Consider the following 21194-nt stretch of genomic DNA (forward strand, 5'->3'; position numbering starts at 1 on the left):
CAACTCGTTACAACATATTATTATTAAAATCCTACATCAATACCCATCACAAAACTGCGGTTGAAGTAAGTCGAACCAGTATCAAAATCATACCAGTCTAAAGATTGGTAGATATTACCTGGATTTACTGCCTGAACATATAATTTCATGTTTGCCAAGCCCACTTTAGAGGTTAAATCTTTTGGAAGATTGTATCCTAAAGTGATGTTACGAATTTTTACAAAAGCAGCTTTTGGAAAACCAAGAAGACCAGAGAATTTATCTGCAGAACCTGAAGATGCTTGGCCAAGAATTGGTTTTTGGAATTCTGCATTTGGATTATCAGGTCTCCAGTAATCTACTTGTCTTTGGTTGCTGTGAGCTGTAAGTGCTTCACCTCCTAAATTGCCAAAATATCCTGCACGTCCGAAAATATTTATTCCTAATTCAATTCCTTTATAAGTAAAAGTATTGTTCCATCCCATTGTCCAGTTTGGGTTACTGTTTCCTAACACCACTCGGTCTTTAGCATCCATTACGTAATCGCCATTTTGATCTTTTGGTCGTACATTTCCTGGAGAAAAATTATAACCTGTCCATTTTGCCATTTCAGCACGGTCTTCAGGAGTGTCTTGCCATAATCCCAAGTTGTCAAAACCATAACGCACAGCAATCGACTGCCCGATAAACCAAGTATTGTCAACCATGTCATTTTTACCGTAAGCCAATTCTTCAATTTGATCTTTCTGCCAAGCAGCATTCAAATTGGTTTCCCATGTAAAGCCACTTTTAGTCTTAATCGGAATTAAGTTAAGCGTTACCTCTACCCCTTTGTTGCTTGTTTTCCCAACATTTGCATAAGTGGTAGGGAATCCTGTAAGTGTTGGTATTTTAACCAACATAAGAATATCACTAGTAAAAGATCTGTACGCTTCTATAGTACCGCTTACACGGTTGTTGAAGAAACCAAAATCAAAACCAACATTATATTGAGTCGTTTTTTCCCATCCTAATTCCTTGTTTGCCATCGGAAGCTGTGTGTTCGTATAGTATGGTTCATTGGTCGTATAACCAATTTGATTACTCATTCCATTAAATGGAAGATAGATAGACGAAATACCTCCTTTTGTACCATAAGGCGCAACAGATGAGTTACCTGTTGTACCGACTCCGAAACGAAGCTTTAAATTATCAATCCAACTTGTATCTTTTAAGAATTCTTCATTATTAATTCTCCAAGCCAAGGCGGCTGAAGGAAAGAAATCCCATTTATAACCATCTGCCAATTGCGATGCACCATCCCAACGTCCTGACATTGTAAGCAAATAACGATTATCAAAGCCATAATTCAGACGAACCATATACGAATTAAGCTGACGTTTCGTAATATCAGACCCCATACGGGCATTATTTGCAGCATTGGTCAAATCTACAGTATTCATTGCATTCCATAAGAAAGAAGGCTTCTGAATATTATTAGCACTCATCGAAGACTCTTCAATATCCCAAGAAGATACAGTCTGTAATAAAGTAGCACCAATCTTATGTTTTGTAAAAGTACGATCATAAGTTATCATATTATCTAAAGTCCAAGAAAGATCTCTACTATTTCTAAGACGGGCATAGTTTACACCTGTACTTCCGTCTGCATTGATTTTAAGAGATGAAGTTCCGTCTACATAAACTCCTTCTCTCCAATTACGAAAATCAGGACCAAAATTTATTTTATAGCTAAGCCCTTCTAAAGGAGTTACAATTTTTCCAATATCAAAAGTCGCTGAAAAATTACCTAATATTCTCATCATCTGAGACTGTTGCGTACTTTTATCCCATTCATTTGCAACTGTATAAATCGCAGATTCTCCTCCTGGATTAATCACCATTTTTCCGTTGGCATCATAAGGTACCGCCATATTGTACAACGTTTTTGCTGCTCCATAGATAGCATCTGGTGCCGTACCACTTCGTGCTTGCAATGTAGACATTCCGTAGTCTTGCTCACTCCACGAAACATTCAACGATGCATTCATTCTAAACCAATCAACCGGATTAATATTCGAAGTCAGTTTCGCAGTATATCGTTTGTACCACTGCCCTTTTTGAGTTCCTTCATTATCCAAATAACCAAGCGAAGCATATGTATTTACTTTTTCTGAACCTCCACTAGCGCTTAAAACATGCTCTTTACTGATTCCCGCCTGAGTCACCATATCCACCCAGTCAGTATTGGTTACTTTAGAAGCATCCCAAGTTCCACTTTGCCAACCTTTCAAAACATTATCCCTAGAAGTCTGTCCGTCTAGCGCACTATCAAAAATCAATCTGTCATTTGCGATAGTTGGCGAGTCAGGATGTGCATAAGTATTAGGATCTAGATTATAAGCAGCCCAACGTCTAAACGTAATAAAATCTGCTGCACTCATAGAAGGAGCACGATCTACAATTTGTGAAGTTGTAATTGTACCGGAGTAATTTAAAGAAAACTGCCCCGCTTTTCCTTGTTTAGTAGTAACAATAATGACCCCATTTGCACCACGAGAACCATAAATTGCCGTAGCCGATGCGTCTTTAAGAACATCAATAGAAGCAATATCTCTTGGATTTAATGTTTCAATAGCAGACGAAGACATCAAAGGCACACCATCTACTACATAAAGAGGCTCATTAAGTCTATCATCACTACCCGAAATCGGCAGTGAGCGTACACCACGAATACGCACCCTTCCTAAAGCTCCAGGACGTTCGTTACTGGTAATATCAACACCGGCCGCTTTTCCTTGCAATGCTTCAAGAGCGTTTGTAACTGGTCTTGTCATCAACTGCTCTGCAGTTACATTTACTAAAGATCCCGTAACATCAGATTTTTTCTGCGTTCCGTATCCAACCACAACCACCTCATTCAGTTGCGAAACATCATCAAGGAGCTTCACATTAATTTCTGATGATGTCCCAACAGTCATTTCGACTGTTTTTGATCCGGTAGAAGTAAAAACCAACACTTGTCCTTGAGTGGCACTTATCGAATACTTACCATCAAAATCAGTACTTGTTCCCTGCTTTGTTCCTTTAAGGGTCACATTTGCTCCCGGAATTGGTAATCCTGAGGCATCTGTAATCGTACCTTTAACCACTTTGCTCTGCGCATATGCCGAAGCCTGAAGCAGCATAAACATGGCCAAAATCAGCATAAGACTAAATTTGTTTTTCATAAAAGTTAAATTTGGTTAATTAATTAGTTATTCCAAATTTATTTAGAAGCGACCTCCGCGGTATCCTGTAGTATCCTGTTAACTTTCAGGTTATTATAAATTTTATTATATTTATTTTAACAAAAAAAAATCTCAACTGACTGATTTACAAGGCTGAAATCATTGCGAAATACACAATTACACAGTGTGAAATTTTATAAAAATATTTTTTACTTATTCCTATTTATTTTTGACAAAAAATACGAATTGTAAAAAAAATCAATTACTTTTTTATAAATATGATTTTTATCAAAAACACAATAAAACAGGACGCTACAGGATAGCAATCTCCCTCACAAGAAATATTTTTACCTTATCGATGTGGCTGGAAATTATAGAAACGATTAATAATCAAACAATAAACAGCACATTAAGAATATCTAAACTATCGAAAACCAAAATATGAGACTAACCAAACCATATTCTATTATGCTCCTTTTTCTGGCTTTTAGTTCTTTTAGCCAGGAAACGTCCAAATCTCCTTGGCCAGCGTCTTCCAACATAAACCAGCCATGGACTAGATGGTGGTGGATGGGAAGCGCAGTGGACAAACCTAATTTAAAGAGAAGTTTAATTGATTTTCATAAAGCGGGAATTGGCGGTGTAGAAATCACTCCTATTTACGGAGTTAAGGGAGAAGAAAAAAACTTCATCGATTATCTTTCTCCAAAATGGCTGAACATGCTCGATTATACCATTCAGGTCGCAGATAGTCTTCATATGCAGGTTGATATGGTATTAGGCACAGGATGGCCGTATGGCGGATCTCATGTTACACCAGAATATGCCGCGACCAAACTTATCGTCGAAAAATATCCTCTAAAAAAGAACGAAACAATCGATAGGATTATTAAACTAGAAAACAGTAAAGAAAAAAATCCCGCTTCACTTTTATATGTTGTAGCTTATGGAAGTGACGGATCTTATATTAATCTAACAGATCAGCTTGCTGGAAGTAAATCAAAATCAAAAGACAAAGGTTTTGACGGAAGTTCAGTTTCATTACCAAATCCAGAACCTAATAAACTAAAATGGACCGCCAAAAAAACAGATTATACTCTATATGCCGTTTTTACAGGCAAAACAGGACAGCAAGTAAAGAGAGCAGCTCCGGGTGGAGCTGGTTTTACTTTAGACCATTATTCTGAAGAAGCGCTGAATGCTTATGTTGTTCCATTTAATAATGCTTTTAAAGGCCGAGAAGGCAAAATCAGGGCTATATTTAATGACAGTTATGAAGTATATGGCACCGATTTTACTCCTGCTTTTTTTGATGAATTCCTAAAACTTAGAGGTTATGACCTTAAAAAACAACTGCCTTTATTACTCAATGAAACCGACGATGAAATAAGCAACAGAATACGAAGTGATTACCGCCAGACTATTGGTGATTTATTACTGAATAAATTTGACAAACCTTGGACTAAATGGGGCAATTCTAAAAACTTTAAAACCAAACTACAAGCACATGGTTCTCCTGGGAATTTAATTGATTTATATGCTTCCGCTGATATTCCAGAATGCGAAACTTTTGGTTCCATGCCTTTTGATATTCCAGGCTTTAGACGTGAAAAAGAAGATATTCGTCCTGGAGATGCAGATCCTGTTATGCTGAAATTTTCTTCATCTGCGGCACATATTTCAGGAAAGAATCTCGTTTCTTCTGAAACATTTACTTGGCTTCGCGAACATTTTAAAGCAGCATTGTCACAATGTAAACCAGAAGCCGAAGATTTAATGCTAAACGGAATCAATCATATTTTCCTGCACGGTTCTACTTATTCGCCAGAAAGAGCAGCTTGGCCGGGCTGGCAGTTTTATGCTTCAGTAAATTTTAATGCCAACAACAGCATTTGGGAAAATGCTCCTGCCCTATTCTCATATATCTCCAATTGTCAATCATTGCTCCAACAGGGAAAATCAGACAATGAAATCCTATTGTACTTTCCCATTTTTGATACTTGGAACGAATATAAAAAAGGTACTTTATTTTTTGAATTTAAAATACATTCTCTTTCCGAATGGCTGCACGGAACCTCATTTTATGATATGACCAACAAGCTTATGAAAAAAGGATATGGCGTTGATTTTATTTCGGATAATTTCATAGCTGATGCCAAAATCATTGATGGAAAAATAGTACTGCCAGGAGGAACTTTTAAATCTTTAATTATTCCTTCCTGTAAAAAAATGCCTTTGGCAACGCTTCAAAAATTAATTGAATTGAAAAAGGCTGGAGCCTCAATTATTTTTGAAAATCTGCCCGAATCTGTTCCCGGTTTTTATGATTATAAAAAACAGGAAGAGAAAATGCAGTCGCTTTTGGCAGAAAATAAAGAAGTAAAACCTGTCTCTGATATTTTTACAGCATTAGAAAGTGTGCAGATTTACCCAGAAACACTTGTAAATACAGGTTTAAAATATATCCGAAGAACAATCGACGGAGAAAAAATATACTATTTGGTCAATCATACCACCAAAACAATTGATGATTTTATTCCATTGCAAATCAGCAATAAAGAAGTTATTATTCTTGATCCGCTAGACAGGGAATTTGGCAATGCCATCGTAAAAAAAACAGGCGATAAAACATTTGTCAAAATCAGAATAGAACCGGGCAAGTCTTATTTTCTAAAAACAGAAAATACGACCTCACAAAAAAAATGGACTTATTTTGAACCAACCGCCGAAGCCGTTCCTCTAAAAGGAAAATGGAAAATTAATTTTGACAAAGGAGGTCCAAAACTGCCTAGTCCCGCTACAATTTCAAATTTGGAATCATGGACAAAATTAAGTCCCGAAGCCGAAGCTTTTTCAGGTTCTGCAACATATACTTTGGAATTTGATAATCCGAATACGAAAACAGAATCTTGGAATCTAAATCTGGGCGATGTCCGCGAAAGCGCAAAAGTATGGCTGAATGACCAGTATATTGGCACCGCTTGGTCTGTTCCGTATGAACTGAATATTGGAAAACTAAAATCAGGCAAAAACATTCTTAAGATTCAGGTAACGAATCTTTCTGCCAACAGAATTCGTGACAAAGAATTAAAAGGAGAAGAATGGAAGATTTTTTATGAAATCAATATGGTCGATAAAGATTATAAAAAATTCGACGCAACAAAATGGAGTCCGATGCCTTCTGGATTATTAGGCCCTGTGACCATTACACCTTTAACCTTTAAACTAACTATTAAATAACGATATCTAAAATGAAGAAATTACTTTTAATATTCGCTATAGGCGCTTTTTATAATGCCACCGCACAGCAATTTGATAAAAAATTAGTACTCAAACAAATGATTTCGGCCAATGATTATTTTATGCAGAAATGGCCAGAAACTGGAAAAACAATTATTACCAATAAAGAGCGTCCTAGCAATATCTGGACGAGAGGAGTTTATTATGAAGGATTGATGGCGTTACACGAAATTTTTCCGAAAGATGCTTATTATGATTATGCTATGTCGTGGTCTGAGTTCCACAAATGGGGATTCAACGGTGGCAACACTACCCGAAATGCAGATAATTACTGCGCAGCCCAAACATATATTGATTTGTACAATCTGGAACCGGATTCTAAAAAATTAAAAAATACAAAAGCCAATTTGAACATGCTTTTAAACACGCCTCAGCTTGATGACTGGTCGTGGATTGACGCTATCCAGATGGGAATGCCAGTTTTTGCGAAAATGGGGGTTTTAGAAAAAGACAATCGTTATTTCGAAAAAATGTACCAAATGTATATGTATTCAAGAAATAAACACGGCGATCATGGACTTTTTAATCCAAAAGACGGTTTATGGTGGCGTGATGCCGATTTTGACCCTCCGTACAAAGAACCAAACGGAGAAGACTGCTACTGGAGTCGTGGCAACGGCTGGGTAATTGCCGCTTTAGCAAAAGTATTGACCATTATTCCTGAAAATGCACCTCACAGAGAGCAATATGCAAAAGATTTGAAAGCAATGGCAGCTGCACTTGTCCCAATTCAAAGACCTGACGGTTTTTGGAATGTGAGTCTGCACGACCCAACTAATTTTGGAGGAAAAGAAGCTTCTGGAACTGCATTATTCATTTACGGAATAGCTTACGGCGTAAACAACGGCATTTTGAAAAAAGAAACATATCTTCCTGTAATTGAAAAAGCTTGGAATGCCCTTACAAAAGAAAGTCTTCACGAAAACGGATTTTTAGGATTTTTACAGTCAACTGGAAAAGAGCCTAAAGATGGACAACCATTATCTTACGACAAAATTCCAGATTTCGAAGATTACGGATTGGGATGTTTTTTACTGGCTGGTTCAGAAATTTATAAAATGAAATAATGAAAAAAGCTCTCTTATATACTGCGTTAATTCTATTCAATACCGCTTTATTTTCTCAGCAATTTAAGAGAGAAAAATACAATTTCAATTCTGATTGGAAACTGAAAGCAGGTGATTCTAAAAATGCAGAATCACCTGCTTTTAATGATAACTCTTGGAAAAATATCACGCTTCCTCATGCCTACAATCAAGAAGAGGCATTTGAAAAAGATATTGAACATCTTACTACAGGAATTGTCTGGTATCGTAAAAAATTCAAACTACCGAAAGGCATTAAAAACAATAAAGTTTTTATAGAATTTGAAGGAATTCGTCAAGCAGGCGTTATTTATGTAAACGGACAAAAAATCGGGCTTCATGAAAATGGCGTAATGGCTTTTGGATTTGATATTTCAAACCTGCTTAAACCTTATCCGCAGGAAAATTGTATCGCACTCCGAATTGATAACGACTGGAAATACAAGGAACAAGCCACCGGAGCATCTTACCAATGGAATAACATTAATTTTAATGCAAACTATGGCGGTATTCCCAAAAATGTATTTCTTCACATTACCGGAAAACTATATCAGACATTACCGCTTTATTCTAATCTAAATACAACTGGAGTATATATTTATCCTTCTCAAATAAATATACAAGCCGAAAGTGCCGTCATCAACGTTGAATCTCAAATCAAGAATGAATTCGACACTCCTAAAATGGCAACATTTGAAGTTATACTAGAAGATTTAGAAGGACATCAAAAAGCGTTATTTTCAGGAGACAAAATCCTTATTCAACCTAGTGAAACCAAAATTATCAAAGCGCATCAATTAGTTGAAAAACTAAATTTCTGGAGCTGGGGATATGGTTATTTATATAATGTAAAAACAATTTTAAAAATTGACGAGAAAACGGCTGATGAAGTAGTGAGCAGAACAGGTTTCAGAAAAACTGATTTTAAAGACGGTCAATTTTGGCTAAACGATCGTGTATTACAGTTAAAAGGTTATGCGCAAAGAACCAGCAACGAATGGCCTGCCATCGGAATGTCTGTTCCAGCATGGCTCAGTGATTTCAGTAATAAAATGATTGTGGAAGGAAACGGAAATCTGGTTCGCTGGATGCATGTCACGCCATGGAAACAAGACATAGAATCCTGTGACAGGGTTGGGCTTTTGCAAGCAATGCCGGCAGGAGATGCAGAAAAAGATGCCCAAGGCGATACTTGGAAACAAAGAGTAAACCTGATGCGGGATGCCATCATTTACAACCGAAATAATCCAAGTATTATTTTTTATGAAAGCGGTAATGAATCCATCAGCGAAACCCATATGCACGAAATGAAAAGCCTTCGCAACACTTATGACCCTTTTGGAGGACGCGCCATTGGTTCCCGCGAAATGCTTGATAGCCGTGAAGCGGAATACGGCGGTGAAATGCTTTACATTAACAAAAGCGCTGGAAAACCGCTTTGGGCAACCGAATATTCAAGAGATGAAGGACTACGCAAATATTGGGATGAGTTTTCTCCTCCCTATCATAAAGAAGGCGATGGCCCCTTATACCGCGGTAATCCTGCTGAAGCTTACAATCATAATCAGGACAAACATGCCATTGAAAATATTGTGCGATGGTACGATTATTATCGAGAAAGACCGGGAACTGGAAAGAGAGTCAGTTCAGGTGGCGTCAATATTATTTTTTCGGATTCCAATACGCACCATCGTGGCGAAGTAAATTACAGAACCAGTGGCGAAGTCGATGCCATGCGGATTCCTAAAGACGGTTTTTGGGCACATCAAGTAATGTGGGATGGCTGGGTTGATATTGAAAAACACCGCATCCATATTATGGGGCACTGGAATTATTCTGATTCCGTTACCAAAAATATTTATGTAGTTTCAACTGCTTCAAAAGTGGAGCTTTTTGTAAATGGTTCTTCACAGGGTTTCGGGAAAAGAAGCAGTGAATTTCTTTTTACATTTGAAAATATAAAATGGAAATCAGGAACCTTAAAAGCAATTGCTTATAATGAGAACGGAATTATTTTAAGCGAGGATTCTAAAAGTACTTCTGGCGAGCCTTATGCCATTAGATTAAAATTAAACACAAATCCAAATGGCTTTACTGCCGACGGTGCTGACACAGCATTGATTGATGTTGAAACAGTTGATAAAGAAGGTAATCGATGTCCAATCAGCAACAATATGATTTCTTTTACTTTGGAAGGACCTGCAGAATGGCTTGGAGGTATTGCGCTTGGCCCTAAAAATTATATTCTTTCTAAAGAAATTCCAGTTGAAAACGGCATCAACAGAGTTATGATTCAATCGATGATACAATCAGGCAAAATTAAGATTAAAGCCGTTTCTGAAGGATTACAGCCTGCTGAATTGATTTTTGAAAGCAAGCCAATAGAAACTTCAAATGGTCTTTCAAAACAGCTTCCAGGAACTGATCTTCCTTCGTATTTAGAGCGTGGTCCAACTCCTAAAACATCCTCTTATACTATAAAAAGAAATCCAATTAACATTTTAAATGCTGTTTCTCCGTCAAACAATAACGACACTTACAAAAGTTATGATGATAACGAGTTGACAGAATGGAGAAACGATGGGAACATCAATACTGGAACTATAACGTATACTTTGGCGAAAGCCTCTATTGTAAACGAAATAGTAGTAAAACTTACAGGCTGGAGATCCAAAATTTACCCAATCAGGATTTTGGCAGATGGACAGGAAGTTTTTAAAGGAAATACAACTCAGAGTCTAGGTTATATCACAATTCCGTTAAAACCTATCTTAGCTGAAAAAATCACAATTGAATTAATCGGCATTAACACCGAAAAAGACAATTTCTCAAAGATTACTGAAGTAGATCCTACAAAAGAACTTGATTTGTTTAAAGATAAAACTTCCGTTGATGCCTCGGGACAATTACGCATTGTAGAAATAGAATTTTATGAAAAAATCGATTAACATCCAAAAACTAAAAGCAACCACATTTTTAGCTACTTTATTGATAAGTTTTGCTGCTTTGGCACAAAAGAAAGAAATACCATTATGGGATAAAATCCCTGATGAAATTCAGTCAAAAGAATACGCAGAAAAAATAGATTACAATAAAGACGGAATTGCAGAAGGAGTCAGAAAAGTAACTATACCAACTTTAACGCCTTATTTTGCCGACCCCGAAAAATCAAATGGAAGCGCCGTTATTATCTGTCCGGGCGGAGCTTACGGAATGCTAGCCATTAACAAAGAAGGTTTTAAAGTTGCGGAATGGCTTAACAGTATCGGCATTCACGCTTTTGTATTAAAATACCGTCTCCCAAGTGATTTGATAATGAAAAACAAAACTGTCGCACCATTGCAGGATGCACAGGAAGCACTGCGTATGGTGAGACGCAATGCTGTGAAATGGAAAATTAATCCGAACAAAATCGGTATCATGGGATTTTCTGCCGGAGGACATCTAGCTTCAACTTTAAGTACTCATTATAAAGACAAAGTATATATTCCGTCAGATACAATCAGTGCAAAACCCAATTTCTCTATTTTAATCTATCCCGTTATTTCAACTCAGGAAGGTGTTACGCATCAAGGGTCGAAAGACAATCTGCTGGGCAAAAATCCTGAACCTAAATTAGTTGATTTCTATTCTAATGAAAAACAGGTAAATGCTGCAACACCAAAAGCTTTTTTGGTTCATGCAACAGATGACAAGGCCGTTCCAGTAGAAAACAGCATTAACTACTATCTGGCTTTAAAAAAGGAAAAAGTTTCGGCCGAAATGCATTTGTATGAAAACGGCGGACATGGTTTTGGTTTAGGCGTTAATGGAACTAACTCTTTCTGGCCAAAAGCCTGTGAAAAATGGCTTGTAGCAAATAATTATACCCTTCAGCCTGATGCCTATATTTTTACTTATTTTAAAGGAAACGGCGAAGATGGACTGCATTTGGCGTACAGCGAAGACGGTTATAAATGGAATACGCTTAAAAATGATACTTCTTTCTTAACTCCTGAAGTTGGAAAAGATAAACTAATGCGTGATCCTTGCGTAATCAAAGGCGGAGACGGATTATACCATATGGTCTGGACGGTAAGCTGGACCGATAAAGGAATTGGATATGCTTCGTCCAAAGATTTAATTCATTGGTCGAAACAGGAATTTATTCCGGTTATGATGCATGAAGAAAAAACCCGTAATACTTGGGCTCCAGAAATAACTTATGATGAAAAAAGCAAAGACTATATGATTTACTGGGCTTCTACTATTGATGGAAAATTCCCTGAAACAAAATCGGAAGAAGAGAAAGGCTATAATCATCGAATTTATTATACTACAACCAAAGATTTTAAAAAATTCAGCAAAACCAAATTACTTTATGATCCTGGTTTTAATGTAATTGATGCTTCAATTGTAAAGCAAGAAGGACAATATGTAATGTATCTAAAAGATGAAACCCGAAATCCGGTTCAGAAGAATCTTAAAGTGGCTTACAGTAAAAATCTGACAGGGCCTTACAGTAAAGCCAGCGAACCCATAACAGGAAAGTATTGGGCAGAAGGACCGACTGCTGTTAAAATCGACAACAGCTGGATTGTCTATTTTGATAAATATACAGAGAAGAAATACGGCGCAGTTAAAGAAACTGCAAAAGGCTGGGAAGATATTTCGGAGCAAATCAGTTTTCCGTCTGGAACACGCCATGGCACTGTAATAAAAGTGTCTTCAGAAGAATTAAATAACTTAAAAAAGGAATCAGGCAGCAAATAACCTATTTACAGATTACAGGACTGTACTTTTAATCAATACAATAAAAGTCATGATATCAACAACAGAACATTCAGAAATAAAGATAGAATCCAATTCTAGTATTCCAAAATACATTCAGGTTGCCAATGGCTTAGCCGAGGAAATTTTATCTGGAAAAATGGAAAAAGGACAGAGACTTCCGTCTATTAACGAACTGAGCAAAGCAAGATCTATATCGCGTGATACAGCAGAGAAAGCCTATAAAGAATTGCGAGATCGAAATTTAGCCTTTTCTGTAATGGGAGTTGGTAATTTTGTGTCTATTAATGATGAAAAGTCCAAAAATGTTCTTTTTCTCATCAACAAACCCTGCTCCTACAAAATGGAAGTCTACGACTCTTTTGTGACGACGATTGGAAACAACGTTCATGTTGACATGCATCTTTATTACAATGACGAACAGCTGTTTATAGAAGTCCTGAAAAAAAACATTCACAATTACAATTATTTTGTCATTATGCCTCATTTTCGAAATACAGAAGAGAGTCACGTGAATTATACTCCGAATGTTATTAATTTCATTGAAAATATTCCGAAAGAAAAATTGGTAATTTTAGATAATTCCTGTGAAGAAATTACAGGCGATTTCACAGCAGTTTATCAAGATTTTAAATCGGATATATTTAACGCTTTAAAAGAAGGAATTGATAAACTAAAAAAATACGAAAAGATTATTTTTGTTCATCCCGAAAAAGCCGCTTTTCCTGCTCCTGGGTCGTTGGTTGATGGCTTTTTAGAATTCTGCAATACTTATAATTTTGAGTATGAAATTGCCGATAAAATCTATGACGGCTTAGAATTTAAAAATAAAGAAGCCTATATTACGATTGAAGATAATGATTTGGTCAATCTGATTCAGCAGATTAAAGAAAAAAAGCTAAAAATAGGAAAAGATGTTGGCGTTATTTCCTATAATGAAACACCTCTAAAAGCACTTCTGGATATTACGGTTATGAGTACCGATTTTAAAGCAATGGGACAAAAAGCAGGAGATTTGATCCTGAGCAAAAAAAAGGAAATTTCAAAAAACCCGTTTCGTTATATCGAACGCACTTCGCTTTAGTACGGAATATAAATATTAAAGATTGCTCCCTGCATAGGTTCGCCCGTAGCATTGATATGTCCGTTATGGTTTTCTACAATTTTTTTGACGATTGCAAGTCCTATTCCGGTGCCCTCATAAACGTCTTTTCCATGCAATTTCTGAAACACTCCAAATATTTTTTCGCTATGTTCCGGTTCAAAACCGATACCGTTATCTCCGAAACTAATATGGCAGTAATCGTATTGAGGTGATAATTTTTCGATTTGAACTGTATTTCTGGCTACAAATTTACTTTTGATTTCGATTTGCAACGGTACCTCTGTTTTCGAAAATTTAATAGCATTATGAATCAGATTTTCCATGAGCTGAACAAATTGAAACGGAATTATATTGACTTTATCGTGAAAATCGGTTACAATGACTGCTTTCTTTTCTGTTAAATTCTCCTGTAGCGCCAACTTTACATCTGTAATTACAGTATTTAAATCGGTTTTCTCAAATTTACGGTCCACAATAGTAGTTCGAGAAAAAGTCAAAAGGCTGTTTATAAGTTCGCGCATCCTATTGGTCGCGTACAAAATCCTGTCAAATTTCTGCTTTCCATCATCAGATAAATTTGGGTAATCATTATTTAAAATAAGATTTACAAAAGTCTGAATTTTTCGCAAAGGCTCCTGAAGGTCATGACTAGAGATGTAAGTAAAAGCATCAAGTTCCTGATTTTTCTTTCTCAGTTCTTCTGCATGTTTTTCTATGGCTTCATATTGAGCAGAAAGCTTGATGTTGGCTTTTAGAATTATTTCGTTAAGCGCCTTTGTTTCTTCTTCCTTAATTCGTAATTCTCTGTTTTTTCTAAACAATTCAGTAAAAACCATCACTTTAGCCTGCAGAATTTCTGGAGACAACGGTTTAATCATATAATCGACAGCACCCGACTGATAACCTTTAAAAATATATTCAGACGCATTCATATTCGCTGTCAGGAAAATGATAGGCACATGTTTGAGTTTATCACTCTGGCGAATCATTTCGGCTGTTTCGAAACCATCCATCAAAGGCATCTGGACATCCATAAGTATGATAGCAAAATCCTGATCTTTCAAAAGAATCCGCAAAGCATCCTTACCAGATGTTGCCTCAACAAACTGATAACCGCGATCGGCCAAAATGACTTGTAAAGAAAGTAGGTTTTCTTTCTTGTCATCAACTATTAAGATTTTTATAGCATTATCAACCATTATACTTTCAATTGAATAAATTAATTACTAAGTCCGTTGCTCTAATTTCAACACATTAGAAACCTTATTTTGGGGCATAAAATAAGGCTTCCGGTGCTTATGTATTAGAAATTCATTTTCGTTTTTTGTGATTTAAAACTTCATATAAATTTAAATTATTTAAGCCATACACGCATTAAAGAAGACAACTGTTCAACGTTTACAGGTTTTGTCATATAATCTGATGCACCCGATTCTATACAGCGCTGTCTATCGCCTTTCATTGCTTTGGCTGTTACGGCAATCATTGTCAAATCTTTATGTCTTTCTTCTTTTCTAATTCGCTTCATGGTTTCGTAACCATCCATTTCAGGCATCATGATATCCATCAAAACAATATCAATCGATTCGTCTTCATTTAAAATATCGATTGCCTCCTGACCGCTTTCTGCACTTATCACCTCTAGATTATAACGTTCCAAAGCCGTAGTTAGTGCAAAAAGATTACGAACATCATCATCGACAAGCAATACTTTTTTTCCGGATAAAACATCTTCTTTTAGATAATACGATTCTATTTTTTCACGCATTTCCAAAGGCAGTTCTTTGTGTACACGATGCATAAACAAAGCCGTCTGATCAATTAATTCGTCCATAGAAACGGCACTTTTTGTAATAATGCTGTGAGCGAAACGGTTTAATCGTGATTTCTGCTTTTTGGTTAAATCTCCAGCCGAATGAATGATAATTGCCGTTTCCTGACCTGTAATATTATTTTCTAAATCTGTAATCAGGTCGAGACCGTCTGCATCGGGAAGCACTAAATCTAAAATAATGCAGTCAAACGATTTTTCTCGCAAAAGAGTTACCGCTTCTGCCGCCGTTTTGGCACTGAAAACCGTAATATCATCTCCACTGACCGCTTCCAATATTCGCTCTAATTCTTGCTGATTATCATCTACAACCAGAAGATTTTTTACTTTTTTATTCTTGAAATCATGAATATCATTAAAAAGATACGAAAGCGAATCGTTTTTTACCGGTTTAAGGAAAAAGTTTCTCGCACCGCGTTTGAGTCCTTTGTTTCTTTCATCTTCTCCAGAAATAATGTAAACCGGAATATGGCGCAGATTAAAATCGGTTTTAAGTCTGTCTAGAATTTTCCAGCCACTTGTATCCGGCATATTCAAATCCATCGTAATCGCGTGGGGATTAAATTGGTTGATAAAATCAATCACATCATTTCCTTTAGTAGTAACAATCGCTTTGATTCCGTTTACATGCGCCTGCTCCAGCATAATTTTCGCAAAAGTCAAATTATCTTCAGCAATGAGCAACACTTTATCTTCTGGTTTGATGTCGGTTCTGTCATCTCCAACTTCATCCACAAAAAACAAATCGATATCTGATCTGTTAAATTTCTCCGACGGAAGAGATTTGATTCTCCCTTTCACATCCTGTTCTTCTGTAACATCAATGTTTTCAATTTCAGAAATATCAACATATTGTAATGGCAGGAAAAGCGTAAACTTACTTCCTACATTGGTATCGCTTTCTAATTCAATACTTCCTCCAAGCAAATCTGAAAGTCCGCGGCTTATTGAAAGTCCCAGTCCTGTACCGCCATATTTACGGCTTGTAGAACCTTCTGCCTGCTGGAAAGCTTCGAAAATAATATTTTGTTTCTCTTTTGAAATCCCGATTCCAGTATCCGAAATCTCAAATGCCACCACTGCTTCTGCATTTTCAAGACTGACATTGTTAATTTTCCAATTGTTGTTGGCTTTGTATATTTTAAGCTGTACTTCTCCCTTCTCTGTAAATTTGAATGAATTGGAAAGCAGGTTTTTTAAAATTTGATTCAATCGCTGCGAATCGGTTTCCATCAATTCAGGAAGTTCTTCATCCATTTCAATTTTAAAGCGCAGGTGTTTTGCCGCCGCAATCGGATTGAAAGTAGAGGCAACAAAACGGCTGATTTCTGCAAAACTAATCGGATTGTAATCAACAGAAATATAACCCGATTCGATTTTCGATAAATCTAAAATATCATTAATCAGCTGAATAAGGTCATCTCCACAAGAATTGATTGTTTTTGCAAACTGAATTTGTTTTTCGGATAAATTTCCGTCGCGATTGGCAATCAATTCGTTTGCTAAAATCTGTAAACTGTTTAGCGGTGTTCGAAGTTCGTGCGACATATTGGCCAAAAACTCCGATTTATATTTAGACGTCAGCGTCAACTGATCGGCTTTTTCTTCTAAAGCTTTTCTGGCAACCTCAACTTCTTGGTTTTTAAGTTCTACTTCTTCTTTTTGATTGGCTAGTAAGATTGCCTTTTCTTCCAGTTCTTCGTTAGTGTTTTTCAATACTTCCTGCTGACTTTTGAGCTCGCTTGCCAAAGACTGCGACTGAACCAGTAATTCCTCGGTTCTCGAGTTTGATTCAATCGTATTCAATACAATTCCGATACTTTCTGTCAATCCTTCAAGGAAATCCAAATGCGTCTGGCTGAAAGTGTCTAATGAAGCCAGCTCGATGACCGCTTTTAATCTTCCTTCAAAAAGAACCGGAAGAATAATAACGTCTTTAGGTTTTGCATCTCCAAGCCCCGAATTGATTCTGATATAATCTTTAGGAACATTGCTCAAAATAATTCTTTCTTTCTCAACTGCAACTTGGCCAATAAGCCCTTCTCCCATAGCATACTGCGTAGGAGAGTTTTTCCTTTTGATGTAAGCATAAGACGCAATAAGATTCAGTTTTGAATCCATAAAATCCTCATCTTCCTGCAAAATATAAAACAATCCATGTTGTGCGGTAACAACCGTTGCCAGCTCCGAAAGGATTTTTTTGGTTACCGAATTTAATTCTTTCTGTCCCTGAAGCATCTGGGTGAATTTTGCTAAATTCGATTTCAGCCAGTCTTGTTCCTGATTACGTAAGGTTGTCGCTTTCAGGTTCGAAATCATCTGGTTGATTGTATCTTTTAATGCTTCCACCTCACCTTTTGCCTCAACTCCAATGGTTCGCGTTAAATCTCCCTGAGTTACCGCTGAAGCCACCTCAGAAATTGCACGCACCTGAGTTGTCAAATTTGCTGCAAGCTGGTTTACATTTTCAGTTAAGTTTTTCCAAGTTCCTGATGCTCCTGGTACATTGGCCTGACCTCCCAGTTTTCCTTCAGCCCCAACCTCACGCGCCACAGTTGTTACCTGGTCAGAGAATGTTGCCAGCGTATCAATCATTTCGTTGATAGTATCAGTAAGCTGAGCAACCTCGCCTTTGGCATCGATAGATAATTTTTGTTTTAAATTTCCTTTGGCTACAGAAGTTACTACTTTTGCAATTCCACGCACTTGGCCTGTCAAGTTCGAAGCCATTACGTTAACCGAATCGGTCAAATCTTTCCACGTTCCTGCAACACCTTTTACTTCAGACTGTCCACCCAATTTTCCTTCTGTACCTACCTCACGCGCCACTCGCGTTACCTCTGAAGAAAACGAATTTAACTGTTCCACCATCGTATTAAAGGTGTTTTTTAAATCCAGAATTTCTCCTTTTACATCTACCGTAATTTGTTTAGAAAGGTCGCCATTTGCTACCGCTTTGGTTACATCGGCAATATTTCGAACCTGCCCCGTCAAGTTAGAGGCCATCTGGTTTACAGAATCGGTCAAATCTTTCCAAGTTCCTGCAACTCCGGGCACGAACGCTTGTCCGCCCAATTTACCATCGGTTCCTACCTCACGTGCCACACGCGTAACCTCAGATGCAAAAGCACGAAGCTGATCCACCATCGTATTAACGGTTTCTTTTAGTTGAAGAATTTCTCCACGAACGTCTGCCGTAATTTTTTTGGACATATCCCCATTTGCTACGGCTATCGTTACCTCTGCAATATTACGTACTTGAGTCGTTAAGTTTCCGGCCATCTGATTCACCGAATCGGTCAAATCTTTCCATGTTCCGGCAACTCCGGGTACGTTGGCTTGTCCGCCCAGCTTTCCTTCGGTTCCTACCTCACGCGCCACACGAGTTACCTCAGAGGCAAACTCACGAAGCTGATCCACCATCGTATTTAAGGTTTCTTTTAATTGAAGAATTTCTCCACGTACATCTACCGTAATTTTTCGGGACATATCTCCGTTGGCAACCGCAATCGCCACATCAGCGATATTACGAACCTGTGCGGTAAGATTTCCCGCCATCTGATTTACAGAATCGGTCAAATCTTTCCAGGTTCCTGCAACTCCAGGCACATTAGCCTGACCTCCAAGTTTTCCTTCGGTACCAACCTCACGGGATACACGCGTTACCTCCGAAGCAAAGCCTCGAAGCTGATCCACCATCGTATTAATGGTATTTTTAAGTTCTAAGATTTCTCCTTTTACGTCTACCGTAATCTGAAGCGAAAGATCGCCTTTTGCTACCGCAGTAGTTACCTCGGCAATATTACGAACCTGACCCGTTAAGTTTGATGCCATCTGGTTTACAGAATCGGTTAAATCTTTCCAAGTTCCTCCCACACCTTCTACCTGTGCCTGACCTCCCAGTTTTCCTTCGGTTCCTACCTCACGCGCCACACGAGTTACCTCAGACGCAAATGAGTTCAACTGGCCCACCATGGTATTGATGGTATTTTTTAATTCGAGGATTTCTCCTTTTGTATCAACCGTAATTTGTCTTGATAAATCGCCTTTTGCTACTGCAGTCGTTACTTCGGCAATATTACGCACTTGCCCCGTTAAGTTAGATGCCATCTGATTTACAGAGTCGGTCAAATCTTTCCACGTTCCGCCGACTCCTTTTACTTTTGCCTGACCCCCAAGTTTTCCTTCGGTACCAACCTCAAGCGCCACACGAGTAACCTCAGAAGAAAAAGAGTTCAACTGATCCACCATTGTATTAATGGTTTTCTTTAATTCCAAAATCTCTCCTTCGGCAACGGCAGTAATTTTTTTAGATAAATCTCCATTCGCAACAGCGGTGGTTACCTCAGCAATATTACGCACCTGACCAGTAAGATTCGATGCCATCTGATTTACAGAATCGGTCAAATCTTTCCAAGTTCCGCCGACTCCTTTTACTTTTGCCTGACCTCCCAGCTTTCCTTCAGAACCTACCTCACGTGCCACACGGGTAACCTCCGCGCCAAAAGAGTTCAGCTGATCTACCATCGTATTGATGGTATTTTTAAGTTCCAGAATTTCTCCTGCAACGTTTACAGTAATTTTTTTAGAAAGGTCGCCTTTTGCCACGGCCGTTGTTACCTCGGCAATATTACGAACCTGTCCCGTCAAGTTTGACGCCATCTGGTTTACAGAATCGGTCAAATCTTTCCATACGCCTCCAACTCCTCTTACTCTTGCTTGACCTCCAAGTTTTCCTTCCGACCCTACCTCTACTGCCACACGGGTAACCTCAGAAGAAAAAGAGTTCAGCTGATCCACCATCGTATTGATGGTATCTTTAAGTTCAAGGATTTCTCCTTTTACGTCAACCGTAATTTTTTTAGATAAATCACCTCTTGCTACCGCAGTGGTTACATCGGCAATATTACGAACCTGTCCCGTCAAGTTAGATGCCATCTGATTTACAGAATCGGTCAAATCTTTCCAAGTTCCACCAACTCCTTTTACTTGCGCTTGTCCGCCCAACTTTCCTTCAGTTCCTACCTCACGTGCCACACGGGTAACTTCAGAAGAAAAAGAGTTCAGCTGATCCACCATGGTATTGATTGTGTTTTTTAGCTCAAGAATTTCTCCTTTTACGTCAACAGTAATTTTTTTGGATAAATCTCCTTTTGCCACTGCAGTGGTTACATCTGCAATATTTCGAACCTGGCCAGTAAGATTCGATGCCATTTTATTTACAGAATCGGTCAAATCTTTCCATACACCACCAACGCCTCGTACTTTTGCCTGACCTCCTAGTTTTCCTTCTGTACCAACTTCACGCGCCACACGAGTAACCTCCATCGAAAACAAATTCAGCTGCTTTACCATTCCGTTTACCTCTTTGGCAATTCTGAGAAACTCACCCTGAAGCGGATTTCCCTCAATAGATAATGGCATTTCTTGAGATAAATTCCCTTTTGCCACAGAAGTGATTACGTGGGCAATTTCAATTGTTGGGTGTACAAGGTCTGAAATCAATGTATTAACAGAATCAACACAAGAACTCCACGAGCCTCTTGCACCATCCAGCGCTACTCTGTTGGTTAGTTTTCCTTGCTTTCCAATACTTTTCCCAACTTTTTGAAATTCAAAAACCATACGTTCGTTGAGATCAATAATTTCGTTTAAAGTATCACAAATCGATCTTTTTATACCATTCTGATCCGTTGGGAACCGTTGTGTAAAATTTCCATTTTTAACTTTAAGCAGAATTTTCAAAAACTCAGCATCTGTCAAAATAGATTCTTCAGCATCTACTTTTTTAGATTTTGATTTTGAAGTTTTTTCTTCTGCCACTATCGGAAATGCAATAACAGCCTCGACCGTTTTATTATTTTCTTTACTTTTCTTCATATTCCCAATTCTTTATCGAATGATTAAAAAATCTG

The 21194-nt window shown here is 37.7% G+C and carries 8 protein-coding genes; 5 read left to right on the forward strand and 3 right to left on the reverse strand.

The genetic code is table 11. The annotated features are described in order from the left end of the window. Positions 1-23: 23 nt before the first annotated feature. The gene (locus tag ACFFLS_RS01850) at positions 24-3188 is read right to left on the reverse strand and encodes a SusC/RagA family TonB-linked outer membrane protein (RefSeq protein ID WP_379685470.1); all 3165 of its coding nucleotides are present in this window, start codon (positions 3186-3188) and stop codon (positions 24-26) included. Positions 3189-3629: 441 nt separating this feature from the next. Between ACFFLS_RS01850 and ACFFLS_RS01855 the strand changes: the two genes are divergently transcribed. Genes ACFFLS_RS01855 through ACFFLS_RS01875 form a run of 5 tightly spaced genes read left to right on the forward strand, consistent with a single transcriptional unit; the run spans position 3630 to position 13427 of the window. Further along, positions 3630-6428 carry a glycosyl hydrolase gene (locus ACFFLS_RS01855; protein ID WP_379685469.1) on the forward strand — a complete coding sequence of 933 codons (2799 nt, stop codon included), beginning with the start codon at positions 3630-3632 and terminating at the stop codon, positions 6426-6428. 11 nt (positions 6429-6439) lie between these two features. After that, on the forward strand, positions 6440-7555 hold the full coding sequence (locus ACFFLS_RS01860) for a glycoside hydrolase family 88/105 protein (protein WP_379685468.1): 1116 nt from the start codon (positions 6440-6442) through the stop codon (positions 7553-7555). Next, a complete protein-coding gene (locus tag ACFFLS_RS01865) occupies positions 7555-10521 on the forward strand; it encodes a glycoside hydrolase family 2 protein (RefSeq protein ID WP_379685467.1) in 2967 nt (988 codons plus the stop codon). Before ACFFLS_RS01860 ends, ACFFLS_RS01865 begins: the two co-directional genes overlap by 1 nt. Then, positions 10505-12325: an alpha/beta hydrolase fold domain-containing protein gene (locus tag ACFFLS_RS01870; RefSeq protein ID WP_379685466.1), complete on the forward strand. Its 1821-nt coding sequence runs from the start codon at positions 10505-10507 to the stop codon at positions 12323-12325. The genes ACFFLS_RS01865 and ACFFLS_RS01870 overlap by 17 nt, the downstream gene beginning before the upstream one ends. 49 nt (positions 12326-12374) lie before the next feature. Next, positions 12375-13427, forward strand: a complete 1053-nt coding sequence (locus tag ACFFLS_RS01875) for a GntR family transcriptional regulator (RefSeq protein WP_379685465.1) — start codon at positions 12375-12377, stop codon at positions 13425-13427. On the opposite strand, the gene ACFFLS_RS01880 is transcribed toward ACFFLS_RS01875, so the two are convergent. Together ACFFLS_RS01880 and ACFFLS_RS01885 are read right to left on the reverse strand one after the other, a co-directional pair. Beyond that, the gene (locus tag ACFFLS_RS01880; protein WP_379685464.1) at positions 13424-14647 is read right to left on the reverse strand and encodes a sensor histidine kinase; all 1224 of its coding nucleotides are present in this window, start codon (positions 14645-14647) and stop codon (positions 13424-13426) included. The two genes, ACFFLS_RS01875 and ACFFLS_RS01880, sit on opposite strands and share 4 nt — an antisense overlap. A gap of 155 nt (positions 14648-14802) precedes the next feature. Then, complete coding sequence (locus ACFFLS_RS01885) at positions 14803-21159, reverse strand: HAMP domain-containing protein (RefSeq protein WP_379685463.1); 6357 nt, start codon at positions 21157-21159, stop codon at positions 14803-14805. Positions 21160-21194 lie beyond the last annotated feature (35 nt).

This window comes from Flavobacterium procerum (genome assembly GCF_042431625.1).
Taxonomy (GTDB): domain Bacteria; phylum Bacteroidota; class Bacteroidia; order Flavobacteriales; family Flavobacteriaceae; genus Flavobacterium; species Flavobacterium procerum.

Coding starts and splice junctions, on each gene's coding strand:
- ACFFLS_RS01850 (WP_379685470.1), bottom strand. CDS start 3,188: ATGAAAAACAAATTTAGTCTTATGCTGATTTTGGCCATGTTTATGCTG.
- ACFFLS_RS01855 (WP_379685469.1), top strand. CDS start 3,630: ATGAGACTAACCAAACCATATTCTATTATGCTCCTTTTTCTGGCTTTT.
- ACFFLS_RS01860 (WP_379685468.1), top strand. CDS start 6,440: ATGAAGAAATTACTTTTAATATTCGCTATAGGCGCTTTTTATAATGCC.
- ACFFLS_RS01865 (WP_379685467.1), top strand. CDS start 7,555: ATGAAAAAAGCTCTCTTATATACTGCGTTAATTCTATTCAATACCGCT.
- ACFFLS_RS01870 (WP_379685466.1), top strand. CDS start 10,505: ATGAAAAAATCGATTAACATCCAAAAACTAAAAGCAACCACATTTTTA.
- ACFFLS_RS01875 (WP_379685465.1), top strand. CDS start 12,375: ATGATATCAACAACAGAACATTCAGAAATAAAGATAGAATCCAATTCT.
- ACFFLS_RS01880 (WP_379685464.1), bottom strand. CDS start 14,647: ATGGTTGATAATGCTATAAAAATCTTAATAGTTGATGACAAGAAAGAA.
- ACFFLS_RS01885 (WP_379685463.1), bottom strand. CDS start 21,159: ATGAAGAAAAGTAAAGAAAATAATAAAACGGTCGAGGCTGTTATTGCA.